Origin of the sequence: Coleofasciculus sp. FACHB-712 (genome assembly GCF_014695635.1) — a bacterium.
Taxonomy (GTDB): Bacteria; Cyanobacteriota; Cyanobacteriia; order Cyanobacteriales; family FACHB-T130; genus FACHB-T130.
The window spans coordinates 14,462-40,200 of record NZ_JACJOQ010000389.1; the positions used below are offsets into that span (position 1 = coordinate 14,462).

12 protein-coding genes are annotated in these 25,739 nt (G+C 47.6%); 5 read left to right on the plus strand and 7 right to left on the minus strand.

The window, feature by feature from the left end; all coding sequences use genetic code 11:
* Positions 1-152: 152 nt before the first annotated feature.
* Positions 153-2,861, minus strand: a complete 2,709-nt coding sequence (locus H6F50_RS11080) for an RNA helicase (RefSeq protein WP_190428737.1) — start codon at positions 2,859-2,861, stop codon at positions 153-155.
* Positions 2,862-3,908: 1,047 nt separating this feature from the next.
* On the opposite strand from H6F50_RS11080, the gene H6F50_RS11085 reads away from it, so the two are divergent.
* On the plus strand, positions 3,909-6,068 hold the full coding sequence (locus tag H6F50_RS11085; protein WP_190428758.1) for a tetratricopeptide repeat protein: 2,160 nt from the start codon (positions 3,909-3,911) through the stop codon (positions 6,066-6,068).
* A 468-nt stretch (positions 6,069-6,536) separates the two neighbouring features.
* On the plus strand, positions 6,537-6,848 hold the full coding sequence (locus H6F50_RS11090; protein WP_190411315.1) for a chromosome segregation ATPase: 312 nt from the start codon (positions 6,537-6,539) through the stop codon (positions 6,846-6,848).
* A gap of 68 nt (positions 6,849-6,916) precedes the next feature.
* Here H6F50_RS11090 and H6F50_RS11095 read toward each other — a convergent pair whose 3' ends face one another.
* On the minus strand, positions 6,917-10,057 hold the full coding sequence (locus tag H6F50_RS11095; RefSeq protein WP_190428738.1) for an MFS transporter: 3,141 nt from the start codon (positions 10,055-10,057) through the stop codon (positions 6,917-6,919).
* A gap of 1,232 nt (positions 10,058-11,289) precedes the next feature.
* On the opposite strand from H6F50_RS11095, the gene H6F50_RS11100 reads away from it, so the two are divergent.
* Positions 11,290-11,583 (plus strand): hypothetical protein, encoded by a 294-nt coding sequence (locus tag H6F50_RS11100; RefSeq protein WP_190428739.1) that lies wholly within the window; start codon positions 11,290-11,292, stop codon positions 11,581-11,583.
* Here the strand turns inward: H6F50_RS11100 and H6F50_RS11105 are convergent.
* Both H6F50_RS11105 and H6F50_RS11110 read right to left on the minus strand, forming a co-directional pair.
* Positions 11,544-16,211, minus strand: a complete 4,668-nt coding sequence (locus tag H6F50_RS11105; RefSeq protein WP_190428740.1) for a CHAT domain-containing protein — start codon at positions 16,209-16,211, stop codon at positions 11,544-11,546. The two genes, H6F50_RS11100 and H6F50_RS11105, sit on opposite strands and share 40 nt — an antisense overlap.
* 199 nt (positions 16,212-16,410) lie before the next feature.
* A complete protein-coding gene (locus tag H6F50_RS11110; RefSeq protein WP_190428741.1) occupies positions 16,411-18,282 on the minus strand; it encodes a tetratricopeptide repeat protein in 1,872 nt (623 codons plus the stop codon).
* A 481-nt stretch (positions 18,283-18,763) separates the two neighbouring features.
* Here H6F50_RS11110 and H6F50_RS11115 point away from each other — a divergent pair, with 481 nt between their 5' ends.
* Both H6F50_RS11115 and H6F50_RS11120 read left to right on the plus strand, forming a co-directional pair.
* Entirely contained in the window at positions 18,764-19,558 is a 795-nt protein-coding gene (locus H6F50_RS11115; protein ID WP_190428742.1) for a DUF2993 domain-containing protein, read from the plus strand.
* A gap of 185 nt (positions 19,559-19,743) precedes the next feature.
* Positions 19,744-21,036, plus strand: coding sequence for an amino acid permease (locus H6F50_RS11120; protein ID WP_190428743.1), 1,293 nt, complete (start codon positions 19,744-19,746; stop codon positions 21,034-21,036).
* Positions 21,037-21,072: 36 nt separating this feature from the next.
* Here H6F50_RS11120 and H6F50_RS11125 read toward each other — a convergent pair whose 3' ends face one another.
* The 3 genes from H6F50_RS11125 to lepA form a co-directional block, all read right to left on the minus strand.
* Positions 21,073-22,464 carry a UDP-glucose/GDP-mannose dehydrogenase family protein gene (locus tag H6F50_RS11125; RefSeq protein ID WP_190411322.1) on the minus strand — a complete coding sequence of 464 codons (1,392 nt, stop codon included), beginning with the start codon at positions 22,462-22,464 and terminating at the stop codon, positions 21,073-21,075.
* 108 nt (positions 22,465-22,572) lie between these two features.
* Positions 22,573-23,532: a UDP-glucuronic acid decarboxylase family protein gene (locus H6F50_RS11130; RefSeq protein WP_190428744.1), complete on the minus strand. Its 960-nt coding sequence runs from the start codon at positions 23,530-23,532 to the stop codon at positions 22,573-22,575.
* Between the two features lie 292 nt (positions 23,533-23,824).
* A complete protein-coding gene (gene lepA, locus H6F50_RS11135; protein WP_190411324.1) occupies positions 23,825-25,636 on the minus strand; it encodes a translation elongation factor 4 in 1,812 nt (603 codons plus the stop codon).
* Positions 25,637-25,739: the final 103 nt, after the last annotated feature.

Genomic DNA, 25,739 nt, shown 5'->3' on the forward strand with positions numbered 1-25,739 from the left:
AACTAACGACTCATGACGAATCACCAATGACTTCTTTTAACAGCCAAGGGCTAATCGCTCATTCTAAGCAACGACCTCAGTTAGTCGCAACAAACTAATGACGAATGGCTAAGGACAAATCACAATGACCTTTTGACAGCGAACCGCTGGTTCTAAGCAACGACTTCGTTCACTGGAAAGCGGTCAATTAGATGAATTGCCCGATAGGCATTGCGCTGTAACGAATCTGAAATGTGAGGCACATGAGGAATTTGAGATAAGAAATCCACCGTCCGTCGCAATACTCGGACGACATCCCCTTCATCTAAGCTGGTGTTAGAGCAGAGTTGATCCCATTGAACCCCTAACGCCCACTGTTCCACCAAACCTGTTAAGTCATATTCCATCCAGACTGGTAGCGCTACGCGATACCGCCGCTGTAGCTGGAAGAGGTTGCGCCGCAAGCCCCGCAAACCTCCCAAAGCTTCGTCCATCTCAGCCGGTGCATCGTAGTGCGTCCAGCTATCCGGTCGCATCGTTTCGGTCACAAAGGAGGCACAAGCAGCGGCTAAGTGGTGGGGATCTAACTCGTCGAGTTTACCCGACATCAGGGCTAAAGCCATCCACAGCTCGTTGTCACCCCGAATCGCAGCAGCGGCTTCTCCTAAGGGTGTCGGCATCACGCCCTCTAGCCCGCCCATGCGTTGCAAAATTTCAATCAAGTCCATAAATTCTTCCCAGTGGCGTGCCAGGCTGTCTTGGAACAAGCTCTGAAGCTGGGAAATTTGGTCTAGTAATCCCTCTCGGCGCTGCTGGCGCTTGAGGAGGGCAGCGGGATTGCCCCATTGATGGGCAGGGTGATTTTGCAGTTGCGCTTCCACTGCGGCTACTTGCTGCTGTTGCGCGACCACTTCTGGGGCGGTATCTTCTTCGAGATCCGCGTCCGGACGACCGCAAGCGTCGTTCCGACAAGCCCAGCCAATTTGACGGGCAATGACCTCTGTGGATTCGGTGCCCTTTTTGCAATGACCGGGTTTTATCGGCATTTCCGGCGGGGGCTGTACGGATTTAACATTGGACACGCGGGGTAATTGGCTGCAAGCGACGACATCGGCAGCAGTGACTACATACCAGCGGTTATCTGCACCTAAGCAAATTAGATAGGGCGATTGACCGGAACCGCGTGTTTTGGTGACTAAGACAGCGGGTACAGGAGAAGACACCGGAATGTGTTTCCCTTTTAAACTCAGCAGCGTACCGGGTTCTACAGAAGCGATCGCCATCGCAATTTCTCGCGATCGCTCGGCTTCGGCTTGGGTTTGTAAAATTTTCAGTAATCGCCGTTCTTCTCTAAGACGTTCCTGAAGCTTTTCATACTGTTGCAGGCTCTTATCGTCTACTGATGCCAGATCCGCTTCGATTTTTGCCAGTTCCTCGGATAAGTCAGCGATCGCTTTCCGAGTGGGTTCGAGATGCACAGTCGCCAAATACTGCCCGAAGCTGCGTTCTACTAACTCTCTCGCTTCTTCCAGACTATGAGTTTGCAGCAAGTTCAAAACCATGCCGTAGCTGGGGGTAAACTGGCTCACCAATGGGTCAGGCCCGTTGGTTGCCAAATAAGCCGCTTCCTTTGAGCCTTCAAAAGGCGTCTGCAAGGTCACTACATGACCCGTGGTGTCCATCCCCCGACGTCCGGCACGACCCGACATTTGCATAAATTCGCTGGGCGTCAGCAGTCGGTGTCCCCGGTCGGTGCGTTTGGAAAGGCTAGAAACCACGGTTGTTCGCGCAGGCATATTAATCCCCGCAGCCAGGGTTTCGGTGGCAAATACGACTTTTACCAAGCCCTCCTGGAACAATTCTTCGACCAGACCTTTCCATGCTGGTAAAATTCCGGCGTGGTGAGAGGAAATCCCGCGCAGCAACGGTTCAACCCCGCCGCTACGGGCTGCTTCTGGATTGTGGGCTAAAAATGTTTCAACTTTCTGTTTTAAAATTTTTGCTTCTTGTTCGTTTACCAGCGTCACTTCCCGCAATTCATCCACCGCCTTGTCACAACCCCGGCGGCTGAAGATAAAGTAAATCGCTGGCAGCATATCCCGTTTCCACAAATGGCTCAGGACATAAACTAAACTTGGGCTGTCTTGCTTTTTGCCTTTTTCTTTGGTTTGTGGGCGCTTGGGCTTGAGTCGCGGATTTATTTTTTTTTGGGAGTCATCAAGCAGGGGAAACAGTCCTTTGGGATTGCAGAAATGAAACTGCAAGGGAACGGGACGAAAATCGGAGTAGATGAGCTTGGTGGGACCATGAACCCGATTTAACCAGTCGGTGAGTTGATCGCTGTTGGCGACCGTTGCCGAAAGCGCGACCAGCTGAATTTCGTGGGGACAATAAATAATGGATTCTTCCCAAACCGTGCCCCGCTGTCGGTCGTTCATGTAGTGGCATTCATCTAGCACCACGGCTTCTACACCCGTGAGGGAGGTGCCGACTTCGCCGATGCGGGTGCCATAGAGCATATTCCGGAAAATTTCCGTGGTCATCACTAAGACTGGAGCATCCCGGTTGATGGACGTATCGCCGGTCAATAACCCTACCCGGTCAGCCCCAAAGCGATCGCGGAAGTCCCGTAATTTCTGGTTTGATAGCGCTTTCAGGGGTGTAGTGTAAAATACCCGCTTTCCGCGACTCAGGGCGCGGTAAATGGCGTATTCCCCAATCAGCGTTTTTCCCGACCCGGTAGGGGCACACACAACGACCGAGCAATCGGCATTTAACGCAGCGATCGCTTCCTGCTGAAACCGATCCAGTTCAAAGGGAAATAAGGTCTTGAGGTCTAGCTCTGGTATGGTAGTGGGCACGGTACGGTCAAATAGTTCCATTAAAAAATTGCAAACAGAATTCAGCCAAATCTCGCCATCAACTGTCTTCTTGTGCTTCCTTTAATTCTAAAGGACTTCCCAGGAATAAATTATCTTAACAATGGCTCTAGGGACGCGGTATTTAATGGCTCCCGACGATGGCACATCGCTATTTTTTTTGGAATTCCTTTCAGTGCAAATTAGCACCCAATCGGCGGGATGCACCAGATTACCGAATTATCGATTTCGATAATGACGCTTGCCCTGAGAATCGTGACGCTATTTGCTTTTCTAGGTGCCATTTCCCGAAGCTAGTCTCTCAAGTCACTTGAAACCGCTTTACGAAACTTCAAGTTTATTCGTAGCGGCAGAATAATAGAGCAATTGTCACTATAATAAATAATATAGCTAAAATTCATGGAAAATATCGAGCGAAAAGCCTGAATTATCGCCAATACCTGTCTGTTTCTATTTAAATCTTTCTTCTGCTTTCTCTGGCAAATTTGACGCTTTTTAAATATTTTCTGAAAAGCCTCTCGATCGCGATCTAAGTTAGCCTTTTTCCATCGTCGGCAATTCCCACATCTTCTGATGAAAAGGAACTGTAGGGTAGAGGATGTAACGAGCGATACAGCGATTGCCAGCAGAGCTACGGCTATGCGAAATTGCGATCGCTCAAAAAGATGAAATCTAAAATCATCCTTTTGGCGGATAGATAAAAGCTGCGTTTAATCCTGACCCAGGCAACTGGAATGGGAAGAAATGGGTATCCACTTCTCAAAAAAGGCAGAAGTCGGATTCAAGATGATAGGCAAGAATTTTTATCGGTACTGATTCAGCAGTCAATTTGCCGTGTTGGGTTTCGTACCTCACCCCTCCACGCCCCCCAACCGACAAAATGACACCGACAAAATGACATAGTTGAATTCGGTTCTCCTACTAACTGAATTGGTTTTCTAGTACCCAGTCCGAATGGGCGGGTTCCAAACCCCCCCAAACAGCCCTCAGTCCCTTATTTATCCTTCCTAAACGTCGGTGCCACAAGCCAACGGACACTACCCTGCCAGCATGACGGTGACGGATACCGCTCACCGAAAAATTTCCGATGGAAACCGGATCATCTATCAGCGATTGAAACAGGCGCTGAGTCTTAGTTTGCGTCGCCAAATTTTTGTGGCGGTATGCGACGACCTCACCCTGAGAAATCGTCTGGCTGCCCGATTACACGCAGAATTGGCGATTTCGGAAGACGGAAGAAGAAACAAGTCCAATCGCACTCATTCGTCTTTCCTGCCGAATCCTGGCTCCTTCCAAGGCTACCCCCGACTGGTTAGCCTGAACTTAAACTTGAGCCAGCCGCATCCCATCGCTCAGATCAATCGCTGGTTAGCCAAACACCCACCCCCTGACAACAACCCACCCGGATTTCAAATTTTGGGAGTGGAACTATTAACCAAGCAGCCAGCAACGGTACAGGGATTATTTCTGCGCTCTCTCAGGGGAATTGAGCGCAGTTTGCCGCGCTTAGAATCTAGCTTGTTGCTGTGGATGCCTCGCCCTTGGTTCCGGGCGATTCAGCAGTCGGCACCTGAGTTTTGGCGGTGTCACACCGGCTTATTTGAGTTTGAAGGGGAACCCACGCCTGTATCAGAAGAGACGTGGTATCCGTCTCTACAATTCTCAGCGCCCCGCGAACAAGCGGCTGAGCAAGAGACGGCTGTACCTCAAGAAAATCTGTGGCACATTCTGAACCGCGACTTCGCGAAATATAGCGAAACCCGTTCGGAAAATCCAGTTTCAGGCAATGATTCTGGTAAGGAAGAGGTAGAAGCGACGCCTCCGGGAGACGAATCTCAGCATCCGGCGACAAGTTCGCCAACTGATGCTTCTCCCCTACAGGAATCAGAAGAAAAGAGCGATGAATCAGCATTCATTCATCCTTCCCAATCTGAAGCCCCTCATCAGGTGATTGAGAATTTGCTTCAGGTGCAATCGTTGCAGGAAATTGCTCAATTACAGCAGCAATCCTGTCCGCCAGAGGCACTTGCTGAAGCTTATCTGAGGCTGGGGAATCATTACCGCGATCTGATTGAACTCGAACAATCAAATACCTCGCAAGAAAACCTGATCGTTGCCATCCAAGCTTACGAACAGGCATTGAGTTGGCTAGAGGCAGATTCGCCGCTGGTACCGGATACCCTTAATGACTTGGGCAATCTCTACTGGATGCTAGCTCGCTATCCAAGCAAAGTCGAGGAGATGCTTGTCTATCTGGAGCAAGGGATTCAAGCGTATCAAACCGCTTTAACCACCTTCAATCCCGATGAAGCGCCCCACACCTATGCCATGATTCAAAATAATTTGGGGGCGGCATACGGAGAAGTGGCTCGTTATCGAGATGCTGCCGAGAACTTGCAATACTCGATTGGCGCTTATCAGGAAGCTTTGCGCTATCGTCCTTCCCAGATGGAGCCGCTCAAATATGCGGCGACGCACAATAATTTGGGTACGGCTTACTGGCATTTAGCACAGCAGCAGCAGCCGGTGACAAACTTGCAACAAGCGATCGCATCTTATACAGAAGCGCTGTTGTATTACAATCCAGAGCAAGAGTCGCTTAGCTGGGCAATGCTGCAAAACAACATTGGCACCGCCTACTGGAATCTCGCCCAGTACGAACAACCCGCAACCTATTTAAAACTTGCTATCGACGCTTACTTGAATGGACTAAAATATCGGACGCCGGATGTAGTCCCGGCAGCTTGCGCGGCGACGCAGAATAATTTGGGTACGGCTTACTGGCATTTGGCAAGCCAGATAGAAACGAAGGTGGAGGCACGACAGGAATATTTGCAGTCGTGTATTACAGCCTATGAAACTGCGATCGCGCTTGTCCATCGGCTGAGCCAAAACACTCCCCCAGTGCCGGTTACGTTTGATGCCTCTGCCACCTACAATAATTTGGGGCTGGCTCACTACCAGATGGCGACGGATAAGCAGTTCGCTTTGGCTCAGGGTTCCCTGTTAGAGCATCTAGAGGCAGCGTTACACAACCATTTACAAGCGTTGCGGGGCTTTAGCGCTCAACCCGATGCCTACGAATCTACTTTGTCTTATGTTGTGCAGACAATCCGGGCGTTTTTCCGCGAACGTGGCTTACAAGGTCAAAATCTCGCCCTTTCTAAGGTTCCGGGTAAGCTGTTGCCAGAATTACTGCGGCGGTTGTAATTTTCCAATGCACTGAATCAATCTGCTTGTGTAGAAATCGCAATCCATTTGAGCTGTGAGACGTTAGCCCTTCAGATCCTCGACTTCAAGAGAAGTCGGGGATTTCTTCTTTGGAAATCATTTAGCAGTGCTAGAGCTTGGAATCTAAAGCAAAATCGCGATCTTGCTAACGAAAAATTATTTTCATTTATTCCAAGATATTGAAGAAAATGAAGCTTTCCCTGACTCCTGCTACACTATTGTGGGGAATGAAGCTATGAAATATTTTCTGGAGGCTGAATTAGTTGCTGACTTGTTAATAATGACTTTCAAAAGTTTTAATGAGTTATTAATTGCCTAAAGCTAATTGAAACCATTTTTATAAATGGTTGAAGCCAGTTTATTCTTCTTAGTGGGGGCACTGCCATGCCGTGTCCCTAGCGTTCCCTCCATCAATTTGCCGTCACCCAATATCCCTAAATCTATACCGTGCAGAACATACCTCAAGATGATTCACCGAATGTTCCTGTCCAAAGAAATTGGTATTTAGTGACATTAACTCAGGTGTCGAAGCGTGAATTATTTTGCAAGCAAATTTTACACGCGATAGAACAAGAAAAGCTACAAGATGTGATTTTAAGAGTGGAAATGCCAAAAGAATCTGTATATCAGAATTTGGTATTGCTGGAGACGACGAGTTTTAAAGCTCTACGCGATCGCTTGCGACAGCTAGACTACGATCCCAAAATTTCGCCTAAACCCTTAACTTCCGAGCAAGTTAACCGGATGTTGGGCTTATAAAAAAGCAGTAGGGGCAGGAAAACAATCCTGCCCCTACGTTTATGGATTAGCGGAGAAAATCGGTAACTTTAACGACCGGAAACGGCTAAAGCGCCAGCGATCGCGGAAACGATTCCAGACACAGTTGCCGTACCAAACAGCCACCAAGCGGCAGAGGCAGCAGCTTTGCGAGTTTCTTCTGCCTGCCGCTGCGCTTGATACTTCACTTCGTCTAAGCGGCGTTGCGCTTCCTGTTGGAGGCGATCCACCCGTTGCAGGACGCTGTTGCGTGCGCCTTCAATTTGATCGACGAGCCGGTTAGCATCTTCCTCGGAGATGTCCTCGCGGGAAGACATGATGGCAACCAGAGTATTGCGATCGAAATGGGAGAGGCGATCGCGCAAGGCATCAAACCCAGCTTGCGGATCGTCAAACAACTTGCGAACATCTTTCTTGATGCTGTCATAGTTGAGTTCTGGGCGATCCAGCGAGTTGAGGTAGTTGCGAATTTGAGCAAAAATCCCGTCAATCGTCTGTTGAATTCGCCGTTGAATGCTGCGAATTTGCTCCACAAATTGATCGCGTACCGAGAGGACTTGATCCACAATTCGGGCAGCTTCTTCCTCAGAGATATCCTGCCGTTGCGACAGCAGAGAGATCATCGTGTCGCGGTCGATGTGAGATAGGCGATCGGTCAGACTCTCAACTCCGGTGCGCGGATCGTGCAGCAACAACTGCAAATCGCGCTTAATTGCTTCTGGGTTGAGTTCGTCTTTGCCAGTATTCCGCAGGTAGTCTTGTAGCGTGCTTTGGAAATCTTGGATTTGTGCCTGCGTCCGGGTGGCAAGGCGACGAGGCGCTCTGACGATGTTTTTGATCGTACCCTGCACCTGATCGATGACCTGATTTACTTGCTCTTCGCTTAGGTCTTGCCGTTGACTCAGTAGCTTCACCAGGGTATCGCGGTCTACTTGAGATAGCCGTTGCCGCAGTGCCGTCGCACCTTCTCTGGGATCGGAGAGCAGCCTGGTCAAATCCCGCTGGATGCCTTCGGGATTCAGTTCGTCTTTACCAGTGTTCCGCAGGTAATCTGCTAGAGCCGTGCTGGTTTTGTCTACCTGCTCTTTGGCTTTATCTACGACCATTTGCGGTGCTTGGACAACGCTGCTCCAAGAATGTTGCACCTGATCGATGATTTGATTTACCTGGTCCTCGCTCAAGTCTTGTCGCTGACTCAGTAGCTGAACTAAGGTATCGCGGTCAAAGCGAGAAGCTCTCGACCGAAGAGCCCACATTCCTGCCTGCGGGTCGTTCAGGAGAGTTTTGATATCTCGCTGGATGCCTTCAGGATTCAGTTCGTCTTTGCCAGTGTTCCGCAGATAGGACTCTAAATTGACCCACACTGCCTCGGTTTCCGATTGAATTCGGTCTCGGAGGGCTTGGGATTCGATCAGCACCCGATCGCGTGATTGTTCTAAATTCGTAGCGATCGCGTCAGCTTCTGTCTCGCCGATGTCTTCGCGTCCCCGCAGCAATTGCATCAAGGCATAGCGATCGTACAAAGCAAGACGACGCTCAAGGGTGTCATGGTCGGCATCTGCGTCTTCTAGCACCTTTTTGAAATTGTCGTTAACGCCTTCTGCGCTCAGTTCTGTCTTGGGTGCTGTTCGGATATAATCTTCAACTCGGCGGCGCAGGTCTTGCGTCCTTTCTTCTTCTTCAGCTGCCCGCACTGTCACCAAAACTTCTTGCCGGATGCCTTCCAATTGATCGGAAATGTCGTTGATTTTGTCTTGGGTAAAGACGCCCCGTTGTTGCAACAGGTTGGCAAAATATGACTTGTCTAGTTGCTCCAATTCCCGGCGAATTGTCCCCGGATCTCCTTGGGGGTCGTAGATGACTTCTTTGAATTCCCGGTTAAGTCCTGGTCGGGTAATCTGCCAGGAGTACGTGTTGAGCAGGTAGTTGTCTACATCTGCTCGAATGGTGCTGTAGGGGAGTTCTGGTTTAACTCCTGCTTGAGTTGCTAGTTTGTCGGTTTGCTCGGTTACTTTGTCTTTAGCTTTCGAGAGGGAACTTAAGATGGTTTGCACATCTAAATCTGAGAGATCTGTGCGTCCCATTGCTAATCCCATCAGGGTCGTTAAACCCTGCTGAACGCTTAGCTGAATTGGACCAGGAGCTGCGTCGTCGGCTGCTTTTTGATCGGCTTTTTTAGAGTCGCGCGTCTCTGCAATCAGCTGGTCGAGTTTGGCGTTGATATCATCTGACTTTACTTGACCCGGTTGTGCAGACTTGAGATAGTTGAGCAGTTCGCCCATCCGATCGGTTTGTTGTTCTCGCGATCCCACGGCTTGCCGCCACACGCCTTCAAGTTGGTCTACGATGCGGTTAATGTCTCGTTTCGAGAGGTCTGTGCGATCGCTCACCAAATTTACAAATGTTTGGCGGTCGATGTTGCGAAGATTATCGGTGTTAGCGATCGCTTTTAGTTGCGGGTCGTTGAGCAATCTTTCAAATTCACCCCGAATCTTTTGTATATCGAGTTCAGGGGGACGCAAGGACCCTAAATAATCCTCCAGCGTCTCGCGGATGCTGGCAGGATCGATTCCCGATCCCAGTTCTCGCCGCACGGCTGCTGCTGCTGCCTCTGCGGTTGACACAACTTGATTATTCACAGCTTGTGCGCCGATTGCTGCGGTTGCTGTGCCGACAATTGCTTGGAAGCCGCTGGTTGCAGTATTAACAACTGAACCCACTAACGATCCCACTGTCGTTGAACTTACCCAAAATAGCAGGCAGAAGTAGGTTGCCCAAATTACCAGACCGATAATGGCACCCAAGCCGCCACTGCTAATCAAGCTCAGTTTCACTGCCAGGAAACACGCGATCGCTAACGCAATGGTGACTGTCACCAGCGTCCAAATTCCGACTGCTGTCCCTATTTTGCGAATTGTCCCTCCCAAACTTCCAGATTCATCCCGATCGGAATCTGAATCTGATTGATGACCCAAGTAAGAGATCCCGGCGGCGACTGAGAGGTTGGTTAACAATAATTGCAACGCAAAAGCTAACACTATCCCAGAAATCAGCGCTACAAAAAATTGAGGCCCTGAAAAGACAAGTGCCGCTTCTTCTGGAGTATTCACCGTTGGATCGACTGGTGTAACTTGAGCGAGCCAAAATAGGGTTTTGTACATTCCCATGAGTATTCCCGTACTCTCAAACATGATATTTTCTTCCTCAAAGCAAATCCCGCGCAAATTATAAATTAAGGTATGTTGAGTGGTCAAAATCTGCAAAAAAGACCACACTCTGAAACACCCGTTTGTCAAAAAAACGAGTGATTATCTTTCTGGTTTCTTTGTACTCATCTACTTAAGTAGTTACTCTGTATGTATCGCCTAACTCCTCTCTGTACGCCAGAATCGTCGAATCGGTCACTACAAAGCATCCTCCTGAGGTCTGAAATGTATACCTGTGGCAGGATGGAGAGAGTAAGGGAGTAAGCCGCGAGCAATAAAACTACATTTGCAGACCTTTTCCTAAAACACGCTGCTGCTTCTTTCCCTAAGCACCATTATCTAGGCGATCTGCTCCGAAACCATGACGTACAGTTTAACTTAAGGAGTGGAGCAATAACCTTTAATGAAAGTTTATCTTCTATCCAAATTTTAGGAACTGAATCAGAAGCTAGAGATACTTAGCTCAGGGCTTAGACTGAACGAACAAAATAATATATCAGATGCTTTTATGCAAGCCCCTATCGGTGTAAAATCGTTAAATATCTGAGAAAACACCAGGAATTCATTGTTACAGGATTGTTTCTGATTCGTGAAGTAACCGCCCATTTTCTGAGATTTTTTTGAGAGAAGGTGCAAACGGAGCTTGCAAAAGTAACAGGTATTCTCCATATCTTTAGAACTATAATGCTTGATTCATTCTTATCATAAATATCAAATTTAAATGCAATATGGTCATTAAGTATAATTCCCTTAAAAGGTATAACTTAATTTTTAAGCTAATTATCCAATATTGCCAGCACCTATATTATCAGTTATTTCGATTTGGTAATTTTAGTAGATGTATTGAAATTTTCAATTGTATTTGTAAATAAAGATTTAACTCTTGTTAGTTTTGATGGTTATAAACGTCAAAATTAACTGATAACCTTGGAACTTAACGAACATTTTAATATCAAAGGAATAATTTTATATTACTTGAAGTAAAAGCTGGTGAGGGGTAATACGGTTTGGTTAGAAAAAGAACGTGAAAAAGTGATATGTCTCTATATCTATAGCGTTTCTCAGATGGCTTGAACATATTGTGGTTCTCATGTTCGGTAGCAGATTTTTGATTGCCATTCCCGTGCCGATGTATCTCGTACCAATTCTCTGTAAAGATGCGCTTAATAATAGAATAATAGAGCTTCAGTGGCAGGCGAGCGATCGGGTGAAGTGGAGTGAGGACTTTGTGGGAGGCATCTCGATGGCAAGCTGTTGACGAGCGCATCGGACTAGTTAGTGCTTGCCAGCCTGTTTTCAGCGTTTGCCTTTGCTCGTTTGCGATCGCTCTTGACACGCAAGACACTATCTATTTATTAAGCGCATCTTTAAAAAGAATTGGTATGACCTCTTTTTTCCTCAGCCCTTTTTTCCTCACCTCTCAGTCCTCAGTCCTCACCTCTCAGCCCTCAGTCATCTCTCCTCCCTTCTCTTACCAAGGGTTGCCAATCAACGTGAAAGCTGCCCAGTAGAAAGGATGCTCAAGACTTCTATTTCCCAGTCCAGCCATTGAGGGTGGCAAGGGAAAGCTGCCATTGAGGGTGCGGAGTTGACCTCCCTCTAAGCGCACTTTGCCGTTGAGCATTGCCACCTGTGCCTGACGCACCGCCTCCGCCTTGATGGGCGCTTTTTTCAATTGTTCGTAGAACTCTGTCATCAACCCCAAAGTCCCTTCATCGCTGACGTACCAGAGACTCGCTAGGGCTGACTTGACGCCTGCCTGCACTGATAACCCGGCAAAGCCTAATTCTGCCTGTTCATCTCCCAAGGCTGTGCGACAGGCACTTAGCACCAGCAATTCTACAGGAGGGTCATTCCAACCTAACTCCCGCAGCTGATCCAATCTCAGCTTGGTGTCCCACAGCTGAATATAGGAATTGCTCGGGTTCCCTGACTTAAATTCCCCATGCGTGCCTAGGTGAACAATTCCGAAAGGTTCTTGCTGACGCTGCGCCTTAAGATTTTTCAGAGTGAAGGCATCGTTGAGGAAAGATTTACCCGACCATAGGGAAGAGGCGATAATGGACAATTCCACGGGCACGGCGGGTAAGGGGTTTTGGTTAGTAAATTTGGCTGCTCCCATTGCCAAGACTTGGGTTTTTTTAATATCCCGGTAACGAGTATCGGTTAGGCTGAGACTCGGCATGAGTCCGACGCTGTATTTTTCCACTAGGAATTGTTGACCGTCATGGAGGGCAGCAACCGGAAGACTCCGCAACCCTGTATCCATAAGGAAAACCAAATTATCGATCTTGCTAGCTTCTAAATCAGCTTTTACGGGTGCTATCAACCACTTATAGAGTTGTTGGGAAGAATTGAGGTAACGGTTTGTTTTAAGCGGCTTAGTGATTTCTGAGCGAAATTCCTGGGCGACTTTGAGAACTTGACGGCGTGTTACCCCTGTGACTCTCCTGCGAATTGGTGGCTTTTTAGCTGTCACAATGACGAGTTCGAGTTGGTCGTTATCCTGCGGTAGGGGATTGTTTGACGATTGAGCTGGAAGTTGAGCTAGCTGATTTAGGGCTAATCCCTGAGAGTTGAATTGCCAAAGAATATCTAATTGTGGCGCGGGATAAGAGAGTTGACTTTTATCTGCTGCTGTTCCTGGTGTAACTGTTGCAGGCACAAAAGCAACATAAATGAGTGCCGGTTTCACTCCAGTTGCTTTCTCAATTTCGTTAAGAATTTCACGCGCCTCATCCAAGGTTTTTAAGGGAAGATCGGGAGCGAGTCCCAAATATTGCTGGAATTGCCTTGTAAACTCTTGGTCGATTTGAGCAACAACTGGATCGATTTCGACTGAGGCAAGATTTCTCGTTGCCGGTATTCGTGTCAGCGGCGTCTCCTGCGGTGGTGATAATTCGCTGGAAAGTGGCGTTGGCGTAGGAATTGGTGTGGGGATTGGCGTAGGAATTGGCGTAGGAATTGGTGTGGGGATTGGCGTGGGAATTGGTGTGGGGATTGGCGTGGGAATTGGCGTGGGAATTGGTGTGGGGATTGGCTCAGCTACATTGATGGTGAGCTGTTGCGGGGCGGAGAAGGAAACGCGATCGCTCGCACTAATTGTAAAGGCATTGAGCAAACCAGTCGCACCCGTAGGCGGTGTGTAAACTAAAACATCGCTCAACGACAAAATGGTTCCCGGTACGATGACGGTACCATCTTGTTTGGTCAGCGTTCCCCCATTAATGGCATCAATGCGTATTGAGGTAAAATCGCTATTTGCATCGGTTATAGATGGATTTAAACTCGCAACGGTGAATGTAATCGACTGATTTTGTTGAGTAGCCGTTAGCAGAGTATTTGCGGTCAAAGTCGGTGCTTGGTTGATAAAAGTTATCTGAATACCATCAACACTAGGATTGCCCACCTCGAAGGTATTGTTATTGGGAATCAGAGTATCGATAGATGGAATGGTTTGTGCAGGAGAAATCAGCTCCCCATTCCCACTACTTCCACCCGTATCAATCGCTCCTTCCGTACCGTTGTTAGTCGCATCGCCGACGATAAATTGAAAGTTATCTTGCCCCCCATCATGTTGGATGATAACAGAGCCTCCTTGGGTCACTCCACTGGTGAGGATGGTTGCTGAAGTGCCGCCAATTATATTCAGTCCCTTAACAACTCCTAGGGAAGATATTGTGACATTACCACCGCTGAGTGAGCCATCGATTCCATCTACTTGTTCTTTAGCTTGGGTATTTATCGTATTAAAGGTAATATTGTCATCTGTTGTTAAGCTAACTAACCCACCTAATGCATTAGTAACCAGATCGGGAAAATCTGGATCGGGAGGGGGGGGATTAACAGTAGCAGAGGAATTAATGTTGCCGGTGATTATATCGTCCTTAGCTGTGAAGTTGACCGCACCCCCTGTAGCAACGATGGGGTCAGTAGCAGAGGAATCAATATCGCCGGTTTGAATACTACCTTGGGCATCTAAGGTAACTGAGCCGCCTATCGCATCGAATAAAGTGGCACCACCACTTGTTTGGCTAACAACAGCAGAGGAATTAATGGCATCTGTTTTAAGATTGCCTCCAGATGTTATCTTGACGTCACCCCCTGTAGCTCCTGGATTATCTCCAAGGAAAAATATGTCAGCTTCTGCAAAAGAATTAATTGTGCCTGTAGTGATGTTACTGCCAGCTTCTAAAGTGACTGCGCCGCCTGTAGATTGAAAATAAGAGGTGGAGGAGGAATTGATATCGCCATTAACTGTAATTGTGCCGGTGTTAGTAGTTAAACTCACCAGACCACCATCATTATTATTATTAGAGGAAGTAATATCACCTGTAAGAATGTTTCCATTAGTGGCATCCAGGATGATACTTCCACTGTTCGCGTATAAGTTAGAGGTGTCTAGATTGCCGGTAGCGATCGCGCCGTTGCTACTGGTGAGTTGAATCTTCCCGAACGGACCAAAACCAGGAGGAGGATCGATCTTAATATTTCCAACAGTGATACTTGCTCCGGAAATTGTTATATCTCTTCCATTGGTTCGGATGGTGTTCGCCGTATTTTGCATCACAAAAGAACCAACCTTATCACCATCAGCGTCTGCCGTAAAAGTGATTGACGTAGCAGGCCCGCCGCCGAAGTTCAGAGTTCCGTCACTTGTAAGATCGTTGATAGTGATGTTGTTAGTCGCTTGCAAAATCACATTGCCAGAGGCGGAGGCATTTTCCAGTTCGGTTTCCGAAATGATGAAATTTGCAGGAGCATCACCCTCAAGAATTGTGCCATCGGCTAATTCAACGTCTTGCGCTCCCGGACCCGCACTTTGATCTGTTACCGTGATATTGAGTGGATCAAGTAGTAAGGTTCCCGCCTTACCTTGTGGCGCAAGCGTATCCACCTTACCTTTGAAAGTTAAGCTTTCCTTGCCTGAAACTTCCACAAATCCGCCGTCGCCGGAATTTTTGCCGCCACGAGCGCTGATATTGCCGTAAAATTCAGTTGCCTTGTCAGACCAAACGATCGCACGACCCCCATTACCGTTGTTCTTGCTATCGACATCGATCGAAGAGTCTGGACTGACATAAGTTCTAGAGGCATTCGGTACCGTTCCCTTCCCTTGATAATCGCCGCCAATTAGCACCGTTCCGCCGCCAAGACTGCCGGAAGCGTTGATGTTGGCACCCACCAGCCCTACTTTGTCACCCAGAACCTGCACTTTACCGCCAGTCTGACCGGATGCGTTAAGGTTGCCAGCTACAATCGCAGTCCCTGTATCGGTGGGGATTGCAACGCCAGATCCCGTGAGTACCACTTGACCTTTACTATTAACAGTGAGTTTAGTCGCATTCCCAATTTTTCCGCCAGTCAGCAGCTGCGGTACGGATTGAGGATTAGGGATAGGGGATTGGGGATTAAAATTCTGAGTCGCGACCTCCAAACTGAGTAGGTTTCCAGGTTGACTAATCCGCACGGATTTTCCGCCGGAAACCGCTGCCACAGTAATATTTCCTTCTGGTGCCAAAAGTTGCCCGGTATTAACGATAGTGCCACCGAGTAAGGTGAGGTTTTTCCCCTGTCCTACTGCTAAGTTTCCAGCGTTAACGATGGCACCGGGTTGGGGAGCCGTGAAAGCAAAAGTGCTGGGATTTCCTTCTAAAGCGGCATAATTATTGTTACCAATCGCATTAAACCAATTATTGCCAAAGCCGATACTGTTGGCGGTGGTGGCAGTGAAAGATGCAGGCACATTTAGACTAGCGTTGTTGCCAAATACAATTCCGGCTGGATTCATCAAAAATAAGTTTGAATTGCCGCCAGTGACTTGAATTAAGCCATTAATGACGGAGACATCTCCACCCACAACTCGACCGAGAATATTCTGAATGCTGGGGGTGGATAGGAAGTTGGCAATCTCACCTTGATGGAGATCGAATTGGTTAAAGCTGTGGAAGAGATTCTCACCTTGGCTTGATAGCTTACCGCCAGTGATGTCGAAGCGATCGCCATTGACGTTGACAAGGGTACCAGTGCCATCAGCAGCCGGAATGATGGGTTGTGCCAATGCTTTTTCTAAGCTGATGACTCCTGCTAGAGGCAAGGCTGCCATCACTAAGCTAACTTTTCTCACTAAGGGTTTCATAATTGCTCTCTCTTCCAGATATTAAGAAATATTGAACAACCAATCGCAGTTCTGCTTTGCCGAAGTCACTACGTTTTTGTTTACACGGGTTGTTCCTTTAACCAATCGCTAACTGTGATGTACTTTCTGGACAGTTATTATACTGCTGTTATAACTTATCTCAACCAGGATTGTCTTCAGGAACTAAAAACAACCAAGTCTAAGAAAAAAGTTTTTTTAGAAGAATTTGATGAGACTTATGGATGAATTTAATTTTATCGGAAAATACTGATATAAAAGCGTCTATCCCCACCTTAGTATTTTGAAAGGAATTTTCTGCAAAAATAAAATCATAATCGTCAAAAATGATCGTGCCGCCAACTTTAACAAGCGCCCAACTTAAAACTGCATCTTCCAGAACATCGCTGGCTAGGTGGGAGCCATCAATGTAAACTAAATCATAAAAATCCAAGGGTAACGAACGCAATATTCGTTGAGATTTACCTACTATTTTCCGCACCTTTTCCGCTGCACCTGTACGATTTATATTAAAGTCAAATCGCTCTTCTATAGAGCTTAGATAGTCACAATCATATCTTTGATGTTCTAAGCTACCTGCAAAGGTATCTATACAGGTAATTTGGCTAGAACTATCTATCAAAATATTTTCTAAAAACCAGCAAGTAGATCGTCCCTCCCAACTGCCTATTTCTAAAATATTTAATCCAGGTATTTTAGATAAGGGTTTAACATGCTCATTCAAAATATCAAGGTTGCGGCTAAACCAGTCTGTAGAAAATTGATAACCTTTCAATATTATCTCAATTTGATAACGAGCTTTTGAAAATTCAGGCTTGATTGTTAAGAGTTTACGGTAATAGCTCATTGCCTCGGCAACTCTACCCTTTTGCTGGAAAATCATGCCTAAATCGTAGTAGGCTTCAGGAAAGTCAGGTTTAACTTCCAGCGCTTTCTGATAACAAGCGATCGCTTGTTCAATCTGTTCTTGCATCCACAATCTTGCTCCCATTTTAAAATAGGCTTCAGCTAAGAGGTTTTGCGATCCCTGGTAGTTACTTATATCCCCTTGAACAGAGAAAAGTTGAGCAGATGTCTGCAAATCGGCGATCGCTTCTGGATAGTTACCCAATTTAGAATGGGCATTTCCCCGGTTATTGTAGGCGGCGGCAAAGTTAGGATTAAGCTGCAATGCCAGAGTATAATCGTCAATCGCTCCTTGACTATCTCCTAAATCGAAGCGTGCGACACCTCGATTAGTGTAAGCTTCAGGAAAATTAGGATTGATATTCAACGCCTGAGTGTAATCCTCAATTGCTTTTTGCCCATCGCCAAGTCTGGAGCAAGTATTACCCCGATTGTAATAAGCAACAGCATCATGGAGATTGAGATGCAAGATTTGACTATATTCCTCGAAAGCTTTTTGATGGTAAATTTGCCAAATTCTCTGTACTGTTAAATGTCTTTCCTGGTGGTGATGTCTGTAAGTTTGGGCTTCGTGCTGTCTCCAGATAATCACTTGTTCAGCAACAGAAATCCCGGTTTGACCAGAGAGGAATAAGCTTAAAAATAAAGTGCCAGTTGAGAGATATTCGGTTTGCACTAGGTTGAAGATGCGGGGCAAGTCTTGTACCCAGTCTCCAATCTTGAGGCTGAAGCAGGGAGGGCAGAATTTTAAATTAGCGATCGCTTCTCGAAATAATTCATTTCCCTGGGCTTGGTAAATCGGGGAAGGCACATCCTTGAACCGCCCGATAACTGCTGTATAAGGTAATGCTAAGGATGCATTGAGAAAGCTTGGTAAACTCTCTAGCGCCTCATCATCCCCATCTAGAATAAATACTTGTTTTACATTTTCTCTTTTTGCATCAGTCAGAGCCTGTATCAGCGTAGAAGCTGGCCCTTTATGCTCTAGTCGTCTAATTTGGCATCTACTTTTAACAGCAGCCAAATCAGGAAAAATATTGCTTCCATCATCGTATACAACAATATCAAAATCTCCCTGAATCGAACGGATAGCCCGTTCTAGATAGGGATAGCTAGGATCGTAATATCGAATAATGATCCGTGTCATCGCCGTCAACTTAAGAATACAGAACAGTGTTCATCCCACACCAGTCGCTCAAAATTCCCCTAGTCTGAGTCACGATGCTTTCGTTGCCACACTCCAAATAATTTTCGTGTATCTGTCATAAGGAGTAGGGAAGCCCTGCCCTTACTGGCATCGGAAGACTCTAGAGATTGTGAAATTTAATTGTCTCCAATGATACTTTGCAACTTTTGGCAGTAATCTGGGATCTTCAGCCCAGAGTCTTTGCAGCACCTAGTGATGTTGTAGGCGATCGCGCATCAAGAGGGCGATCTGCTCACATCTGCGACTCTAATTGTTGTAACTAATTGGAAAATTCAGAAAATTCTATCAATCGCGCCATTTTCCGGCTGATAACCTTAAGCAGTAGGCTCTCTGGGGTTCTCTCTGTCTTAGGTCTTCTTGCTTATTTGTTAATATTTTGTTACAAACAAGAGAGTAAGCACTCTTATGGACGCGAAACATTATGTTAGGCGGCCTTACTGGTTTCACAAACAATACTGGCACTGATTGGGGAGAACGCCTCCTCAATACAGTCGCTAGCAAGACTATTCGCCACATGTTTACCCAGAGTGAGTCTGTGGAAGTTGCTGTTCGCTGCTATCCCTCCAGCAAGCTTTTGCAGGGCAGTATTGACAGCTTCAAAATGAGCGGTAGTGGTCTTGTGATTCGCCGCGAGTTTCGCACCGAGGAGATGTCGTTTGAGACAGACGCCGTCTCGATTGACTTCAGTTGTGTAATGCAAGGTCAGATTCGCCTTAAGCAACCCACCCAGGCAGTTGTACAGGTGACGCTAACCCAGGCAGATATTAACCAATCCTTTCAGGCAGAACTGGTGCAGAAGCGCCTGCAAGATATTTCCACACCAGCTTTGACAGATTTATCTGGCGGTCAGCCCGTTTCCTTTACCGAAGTCCAAGTACAGCTGCTGCCCGAAAACCAAGTGCAAATTTTTGCAAAGGCAGATTTGGGCGAAAAAGGATTGGTGCCACTCAGCATGAAATCAACCTTAAGCGTGGAACGGCGACGTCGAATTCGGTTTAAAGATCCTCAATTTCAGGCAGAGGCGGTGCCAGAAGAAACACGGGAGATTTCTCAGACGTTGACCTCGGCATTTTCTGAAATTTTAGATAACATGGTCGATTTGGATCGCTTTAATCTCGACGGCGTAACCATGCGAATTAACCGCTTGGAAACCCAAGGAGATAAGCTAATTTTCAGTGGCTATGCCCAAATCGAGCGCGTTCCCAATAACCCTTGATTTTAGTCAATCGTCATCGGTTAGTAGGCAATCGCAGGGTCAGAACCGCGTTAAAAGGAACAGGGATAAGGAGCGGTGGTTGAACACCCCTTTTCTATCCTTAATTCGTAAAGGTCAGCGATCGCACAACTGTGTCTTAACCTCTCAGCCTTAGGATAACAGTAGTGTTATCTGGGAGATATCTTGTGACTGCTGGAACCTCACCCCCGCAGCTTCAGAGAGAGTTAGGGGTTTTGGGTGCCACGATGATGGGTTTGGGTTCGATCGTAGGCACGGGCGTGTTTGTCAGCATCGGCATTGCCGCCGGAATCGCAGGACCGGCGGTAATTTTGGCGATCGCGATTGGAGCCGTCGTGGCAACCTGCAATGGTCTCAATAGTGCCCAGTTAGCAGCGAATCACGCCGTCAGCGGTGGCAGCTACGAATATGGCTACAAGTATCTCAATCCGAGTCTGGGTTTTACCGCAGGCTGGATGTTTCTATTGGCAAAGACTGCTTCAGCAGCAACGGCAGCTTTGGGTTTTGCTGGCTACTTGCTGAATGCGACGGGTTTGTATGGGCGGGGATTTCTGATTCCCACGGCGCTAGCTGCGGCGATTTTGATGACTTTAATTGTTTTGAGCGGGATTCGCCGCTCAAATCGCGCCAATATTGCCATCGTCTCGGTGTCGCTGCTCTCTTTAATTTTCTTTGTCCTTATCTGTCTACCCCGCGCCACAGAGGTTGGTACAGAAAATCTCACGCCATTTTTCAAAAGTTCTCCGGCGACGGTACTCCAAGCCAGTGCGCTGATGTTTGTGGCTTACACGGGTTATGGAAGGATTGCCACGTTGGGCGAGGAAGCACGGGAACCCCGGAAGACAATCCCAATCGCGATGATTGTTAGCCTGGGGGTGACAATGCTGCTTTACATGGCAGTGGCAACGGTTGGCATTGGGGCGGTCGGGACAGAAATTTTGGGCAAAGCAACCCAGGCACAGGCAGCACCCCTCGAGGTGGCAGTTCGCAGCGTTGCCGGTTCAAGAGGTGCGGCGATTTTATCAATTGGTGCGATCGCGGCGATGCTGGGGGTACTATTAAACTTGATTTTGGGTTTGTCCCGCGTGCTGCTGGCGATGGGAAGACGCCGGGATATGCCCAGAATTTTGGCACGGCTAAATCGGCAAGGAACGACACCCGATTTAGCCGTGGTCGTGGTAGGAATTGCGATCGCTCTTTTAGTTCTGCTTGGCAATGTCAAAACGACTTGGTCGTTCAGTGCCTTTAACGTCTTGATTTACTATGCAATTACCAATCTGGCAGCATTAAAAATGCCAGATTCAGAACGGCTCTATCCCAAATGGATAGCCTGGGCAGGTCTAGGATCTTGCCTGTTCCTGGCTTTCTGGGTAGAGCCGCAAATCTGGCAAATGGGTCTGGGATTAATTGTCGCTGGTCTAATCTGGCACCAAGTCAGGCAAAGAGTTAGGGAGTTATGAGTTATTAACTCATAACTCCCTAACTCAAAACTTTTCCTAGCGACCAACACCGATGTATTGGAAACCGGCGCTTTCTATTTCCTTCCGGTTGAGGAAGTTACGACCATCAATCATCACCGCGTTGTTCATCAGCTTAGACATTTTGCTGTAGTCTAGGGTCTGGAACTGCTGCCAGTCTGTCACCAACACAAGGGCGTCACAGCCATCAGCCAGCCGTTCGGGATCGGTTTCCACCATCACGCCGGTTAACCCATGACGCATCCCAGTTGAAGAAACAATTGGATCGTAGGCTTTCACTTTCGCTCCCAGCCGGTTGAGTTGCTCGATGAGATTGAGCGCTGGAGCATCGCGCATATCATCGGTATCGGGTTTGAAAGTCAGACCTAGCAATCCCACCGTTTTGCCTTTGAGGATTTTTAGCGCCTGTTGCAGTTTTTCGATCGCAATCACGCGCTGGCGCTGGTTGACACTCACAGCAGATTTGAGCAGTTGAGCTTCATAGCCGTAGTCGTCCGCGGTATGAATCAAAGCCGAGACATCTTTCGGGAAGCAGGAACCACCCCAGCCAATCCCAGCTTGCAAGAACTTGTTACCAATCCGAGAATCCAAACCGATGCCCTTAGCGACTTGGGTAACATCAGCACCAACGCGATCGCAAATATTAGCAACTTCGTTGATAAAGCTGATTTTGGTTGCGAGGAAGGCATTGGCGGCGTACTTAATCATCTCAGCAGAGTTGATGTCTGTCACCACGACGGGCACTTGCGGTAAGGATTTGTCTTCTGCCACCTGGCGCTCGACAATGGGAGCATAGAGTTCCTGCATCATGGCGATCGCTTTCGGATTGGTGCTACCCAGCACAATCCGATCCGGGTTAAAGGTGTCGTAAACTGCCGAACCTTCGCGCAAAAATTCTGGATTGCTAACAACATCAAACTGAGGAGTTGTTTCTAGTGTCAGCTCCTCGGTAACAACGCCACCAGCTCCCACTAAGGACTTTTGGCGCTCCAGCACGCCATCAAGTACAATCATCCGTACCCAGTCCCCAGAACCAATTGGCACTGTGGATTTATTCACAATGACTTTGTAACCACCGTCAAGATGAGCGCCAATTCCACGGGCAACGGCTTCAACATACCTGGTATCGCTTTCACCATTTGCCAAAGCGGGCGTCCCTACTGCGATGAACAAAATTTCTCCATGAGCCACTCCAGCACCCAAATCGGTAGTGAACTCAAGATGCCCTGACTGGGAAGCCGATTGCATAATTTCTGACAGTCCTGGCTCATAAATCGGGGACTGTCCCGCTTTCATCAACTTGACTTTTTCTTCGTTATTGTCAACGCAGATGACATGATGTCCAATATGAGCAAGACTGGCACCCGTGACCAAGCCAACATATCCAGTGCCAATTACGCAAACACGCATAGGAGTAAACCTCAAAAAAATTGGAATGACAGTTCTGGGGGTACGATTCTGTTGGGTAGTCTTTTGTTAAAAGTCATTGATAATTAACTTTTGACAAAGGACTCTAATTCACGAATCGCTGTGGATGCGATTCTCCGGCAGAGAAGCTAAGCGATCGCGAAAATCTTCTATAGTCAGTTGTAACCCTTCTTGCAAGGGTATTGTTGGCTCCCAATCCAGCCAAGTCTTTGCCCGCGTGATATCCGGACGCCGTCGGCGAGGATCGTCTTCTGGCAGTGGCTCAAGCTTAATCTTCGAGTCTGGGTTCACCATCTTTTGGACAGCCTCAGCCAGCTCTAAAATCGTATATTCATCGGGATTCCCTAAATTAATCGGTCCCGTATGCTCGCCATTCATCAGCCGCATCAGCCCTTTTACTAGGTCTGAAACGTAGCAGAAACTTCGGGTTTGCGAACCATCACCATAAACGGTTAGGGCGGTACCCCGCAGAGCTTGCACTACAAAGTTGCTAACCACTCGACCGTCATTTTCTAACATTCGAGGGCCGTAGGTGTTGAAGATTCGCGCGACTCGAATTTCTACATGATTCTGGCGATAATAGTCAAACGCCAGTGTTTCTGCAATTCGCTTGCCTTCGTCATAGCAGGAGCGAATTCCTATCGTATTGACATTACCGCGATATTCTTCAGTCTGGGGGTGGATTTCAGGATCGCCGTACACTTCTGAGGTGGAAGCCAAGAGTAATCTCGCCTTCACCCGCTTTGCCAGTCCTAACATATTCAGTGTACCCAGGACATTCGTTTTCACGGTCTTTACTGGGTTGAACTGGTAGTGTACTGGAGAGGCGGGGCAAGCTAGGTGATAAATTTGCTCCACTTCCAAGCGTATCGGTTCGGTGATGTCGTGACGGATGAGTTCAAAATATGGATTATCCAGCCACTTCAGGATGTTGCGTTTGTGTCCGGTATAGAAGTTATCGAGGCAAATGACTTCATGCCCTTGCGTCATTAGCCGGTCGATCAGATGGGAACCGATAAAACCAGCACCACCTGTGACTAAAATTCTCATCTGGCAATTGAGTCTTTTAAGAGTTGGAATCCATCTTAGACTAACCTTGCCATGCGATGGTGTCCAGATGTACCTGCATTTTCAATAAATCTTTGAAGATATCGATGAAGATAATGTAAAGATTAGCGATCGCTCCTCGGCATTCATTTCTTCGCCTCAAGTTCGTTCCTTTCCCACTCTTCGCCTGGAATAGTACCCTATTTAAGACGCCAAGCTATGAAAATACGCTGGATTCCTAAGCTTAGCTTAAAAATCCAGCGTAAGTCTCAATTCAGTAGTCTCAATCCAAGCGCTACTCTTGATCCAGGCGCAACACTGCCATGAAAGCTGATTGCGGTACATCAACCGTCCCAATCGACTTCATGCGCTTCTTCCCTTTAGCCTGCTTCTGCAACAACTTTTTCTTTCGAGAAATATCACCGCCGTAGCACTTGGCAAGCACATCTTTTCTCAAAGCGGGGATATGTTCGCTGGCGACAATCTTACTGCCAATCGCGGCTTGAATCGGAATCTTGAACTGATGCCTGGGAATCAGTTCCTTCAACTTTTCTGTCAAACCACGTCCTACGTTGTAAGCCTTATCCCGATGCACAATCATCGCCAAGGCATCAACGGGGTCGTTGTTGATTAAAATATCTAGCTTAACCAGGGGATTTTCCTGATAGCCAATCAAATGATATTCCATACTGGCATAGCCGCGAGTTCTGGACTTCATTTGGTCAAAAAAGTCCGTCACCACTTCCGCCAGGGGTAACTCATAAGTCAGCGTGGTTCGCCCCTGCGTTAAATACTTCATATCTTTGAAGACACCACGCCGGTTTTGACATAACTCCATCAAAGTCCCTACATAGACTTCTGGGGTAATCATGTCTACCTTGACATAAGGCTCCTCTATTTTTTCCCGTTCGTTCGGCGGCGGTAGGTGGCTGGGATTATCAATGTAAACTTCCTCTCCCTTATTGGTGATCACACGATAGACCACCGAAGGAGCGGTGATAATCAAATCTAAATCGTATTCCCGCTCTAGACGCTCTTGGACGATCTCCATGTGCAGCAAGCCCAAGAAGCCGCAGCGGAAGCCAAACCCCATCGCGCTGGACGTTTCCGGCTCGTAGTTCAACGCCGCATCATTTAATTTCAGTTTTTCCAGGGCTTCCCGTAAGTCTGGGTATTGGTCAGCATCGGTAGGGAACAAGCCGCAAAAGACCATCGGCTTCGCTTCGGTGTAACCGGGCAATGCCTCGCTAGCAGGGGCATTCGCTAGGGTAATGGTGTCGCCCACGCGAGCATCTTCCACCGCTTTAATCGCCGCTCCTAGGTAGCCCACTTCTCCGGCGTGCAGTTCGTTCACCGGCTTCTGAGTCGGGGAAAGGATACCCAATTCGTCAATTTCATATTCTTTGCCGGTCGCCATCAGACGAACGCGATCGCCTTTTTTGACCGTACCATCCATCACTCGGAAGTATACAATTACACCCCGATAGCTGTCATAGTAACTATCAAAAATTAAAGCTCTCAGCGGTTGCGACACCGTATCTATCGGCGGCGGGACTAAGTGAACGATCGACTCCAGGATCTCGTCAATCCCAAGCCCTTCTTTGGCAGAAGCGAGAATTGCACCGCTACAATCCAGTCCGATAATTTCTTCAATTTCTCCCTTTACCCGATCTGGCTCAGCTCCAGGGAGATCGATTTTATTTAATACTGGAATAATTTCCAGATTATTCTCAAGGGCGAGATAAACATTGGCAAGCGTTTGCGCTTCCACCCCTTGAGAGGCATCCACGACCAAGAGTGCACCTTCGCAAGCGGCGAGGGAACGCGACACCTCGTAGGAAAAATCTACGTGACCAGGTGTATCAATTAGATTTAGAACGTACTGTTGACCATCCTTAGCGGTATAGTTCATTCGGGCAGCTTGCAGCTTAATCGTAATGCCGCGCTCCCGTTCTAAATCCATATTGTCCAGGAACTGTTCCTTCATCTGCCGATCTTGCACCGTGCCCGTAAACTGCAAGAGGCGATCCGCCAGAGTGGATTTTCCGTGGTCAATGTGGGCAATGATCGAGAAATTACGAATGCGAGAAACAGGTACGTCAGTCATAGCCAAACAAAAAGGCACGAACGGCAATTGAAAAGTTCAGCGGACTTCAAATATTGTAATGTTTCCGATGCCCAGGCAGTTAGGACAGCCGCAGATATGTCCT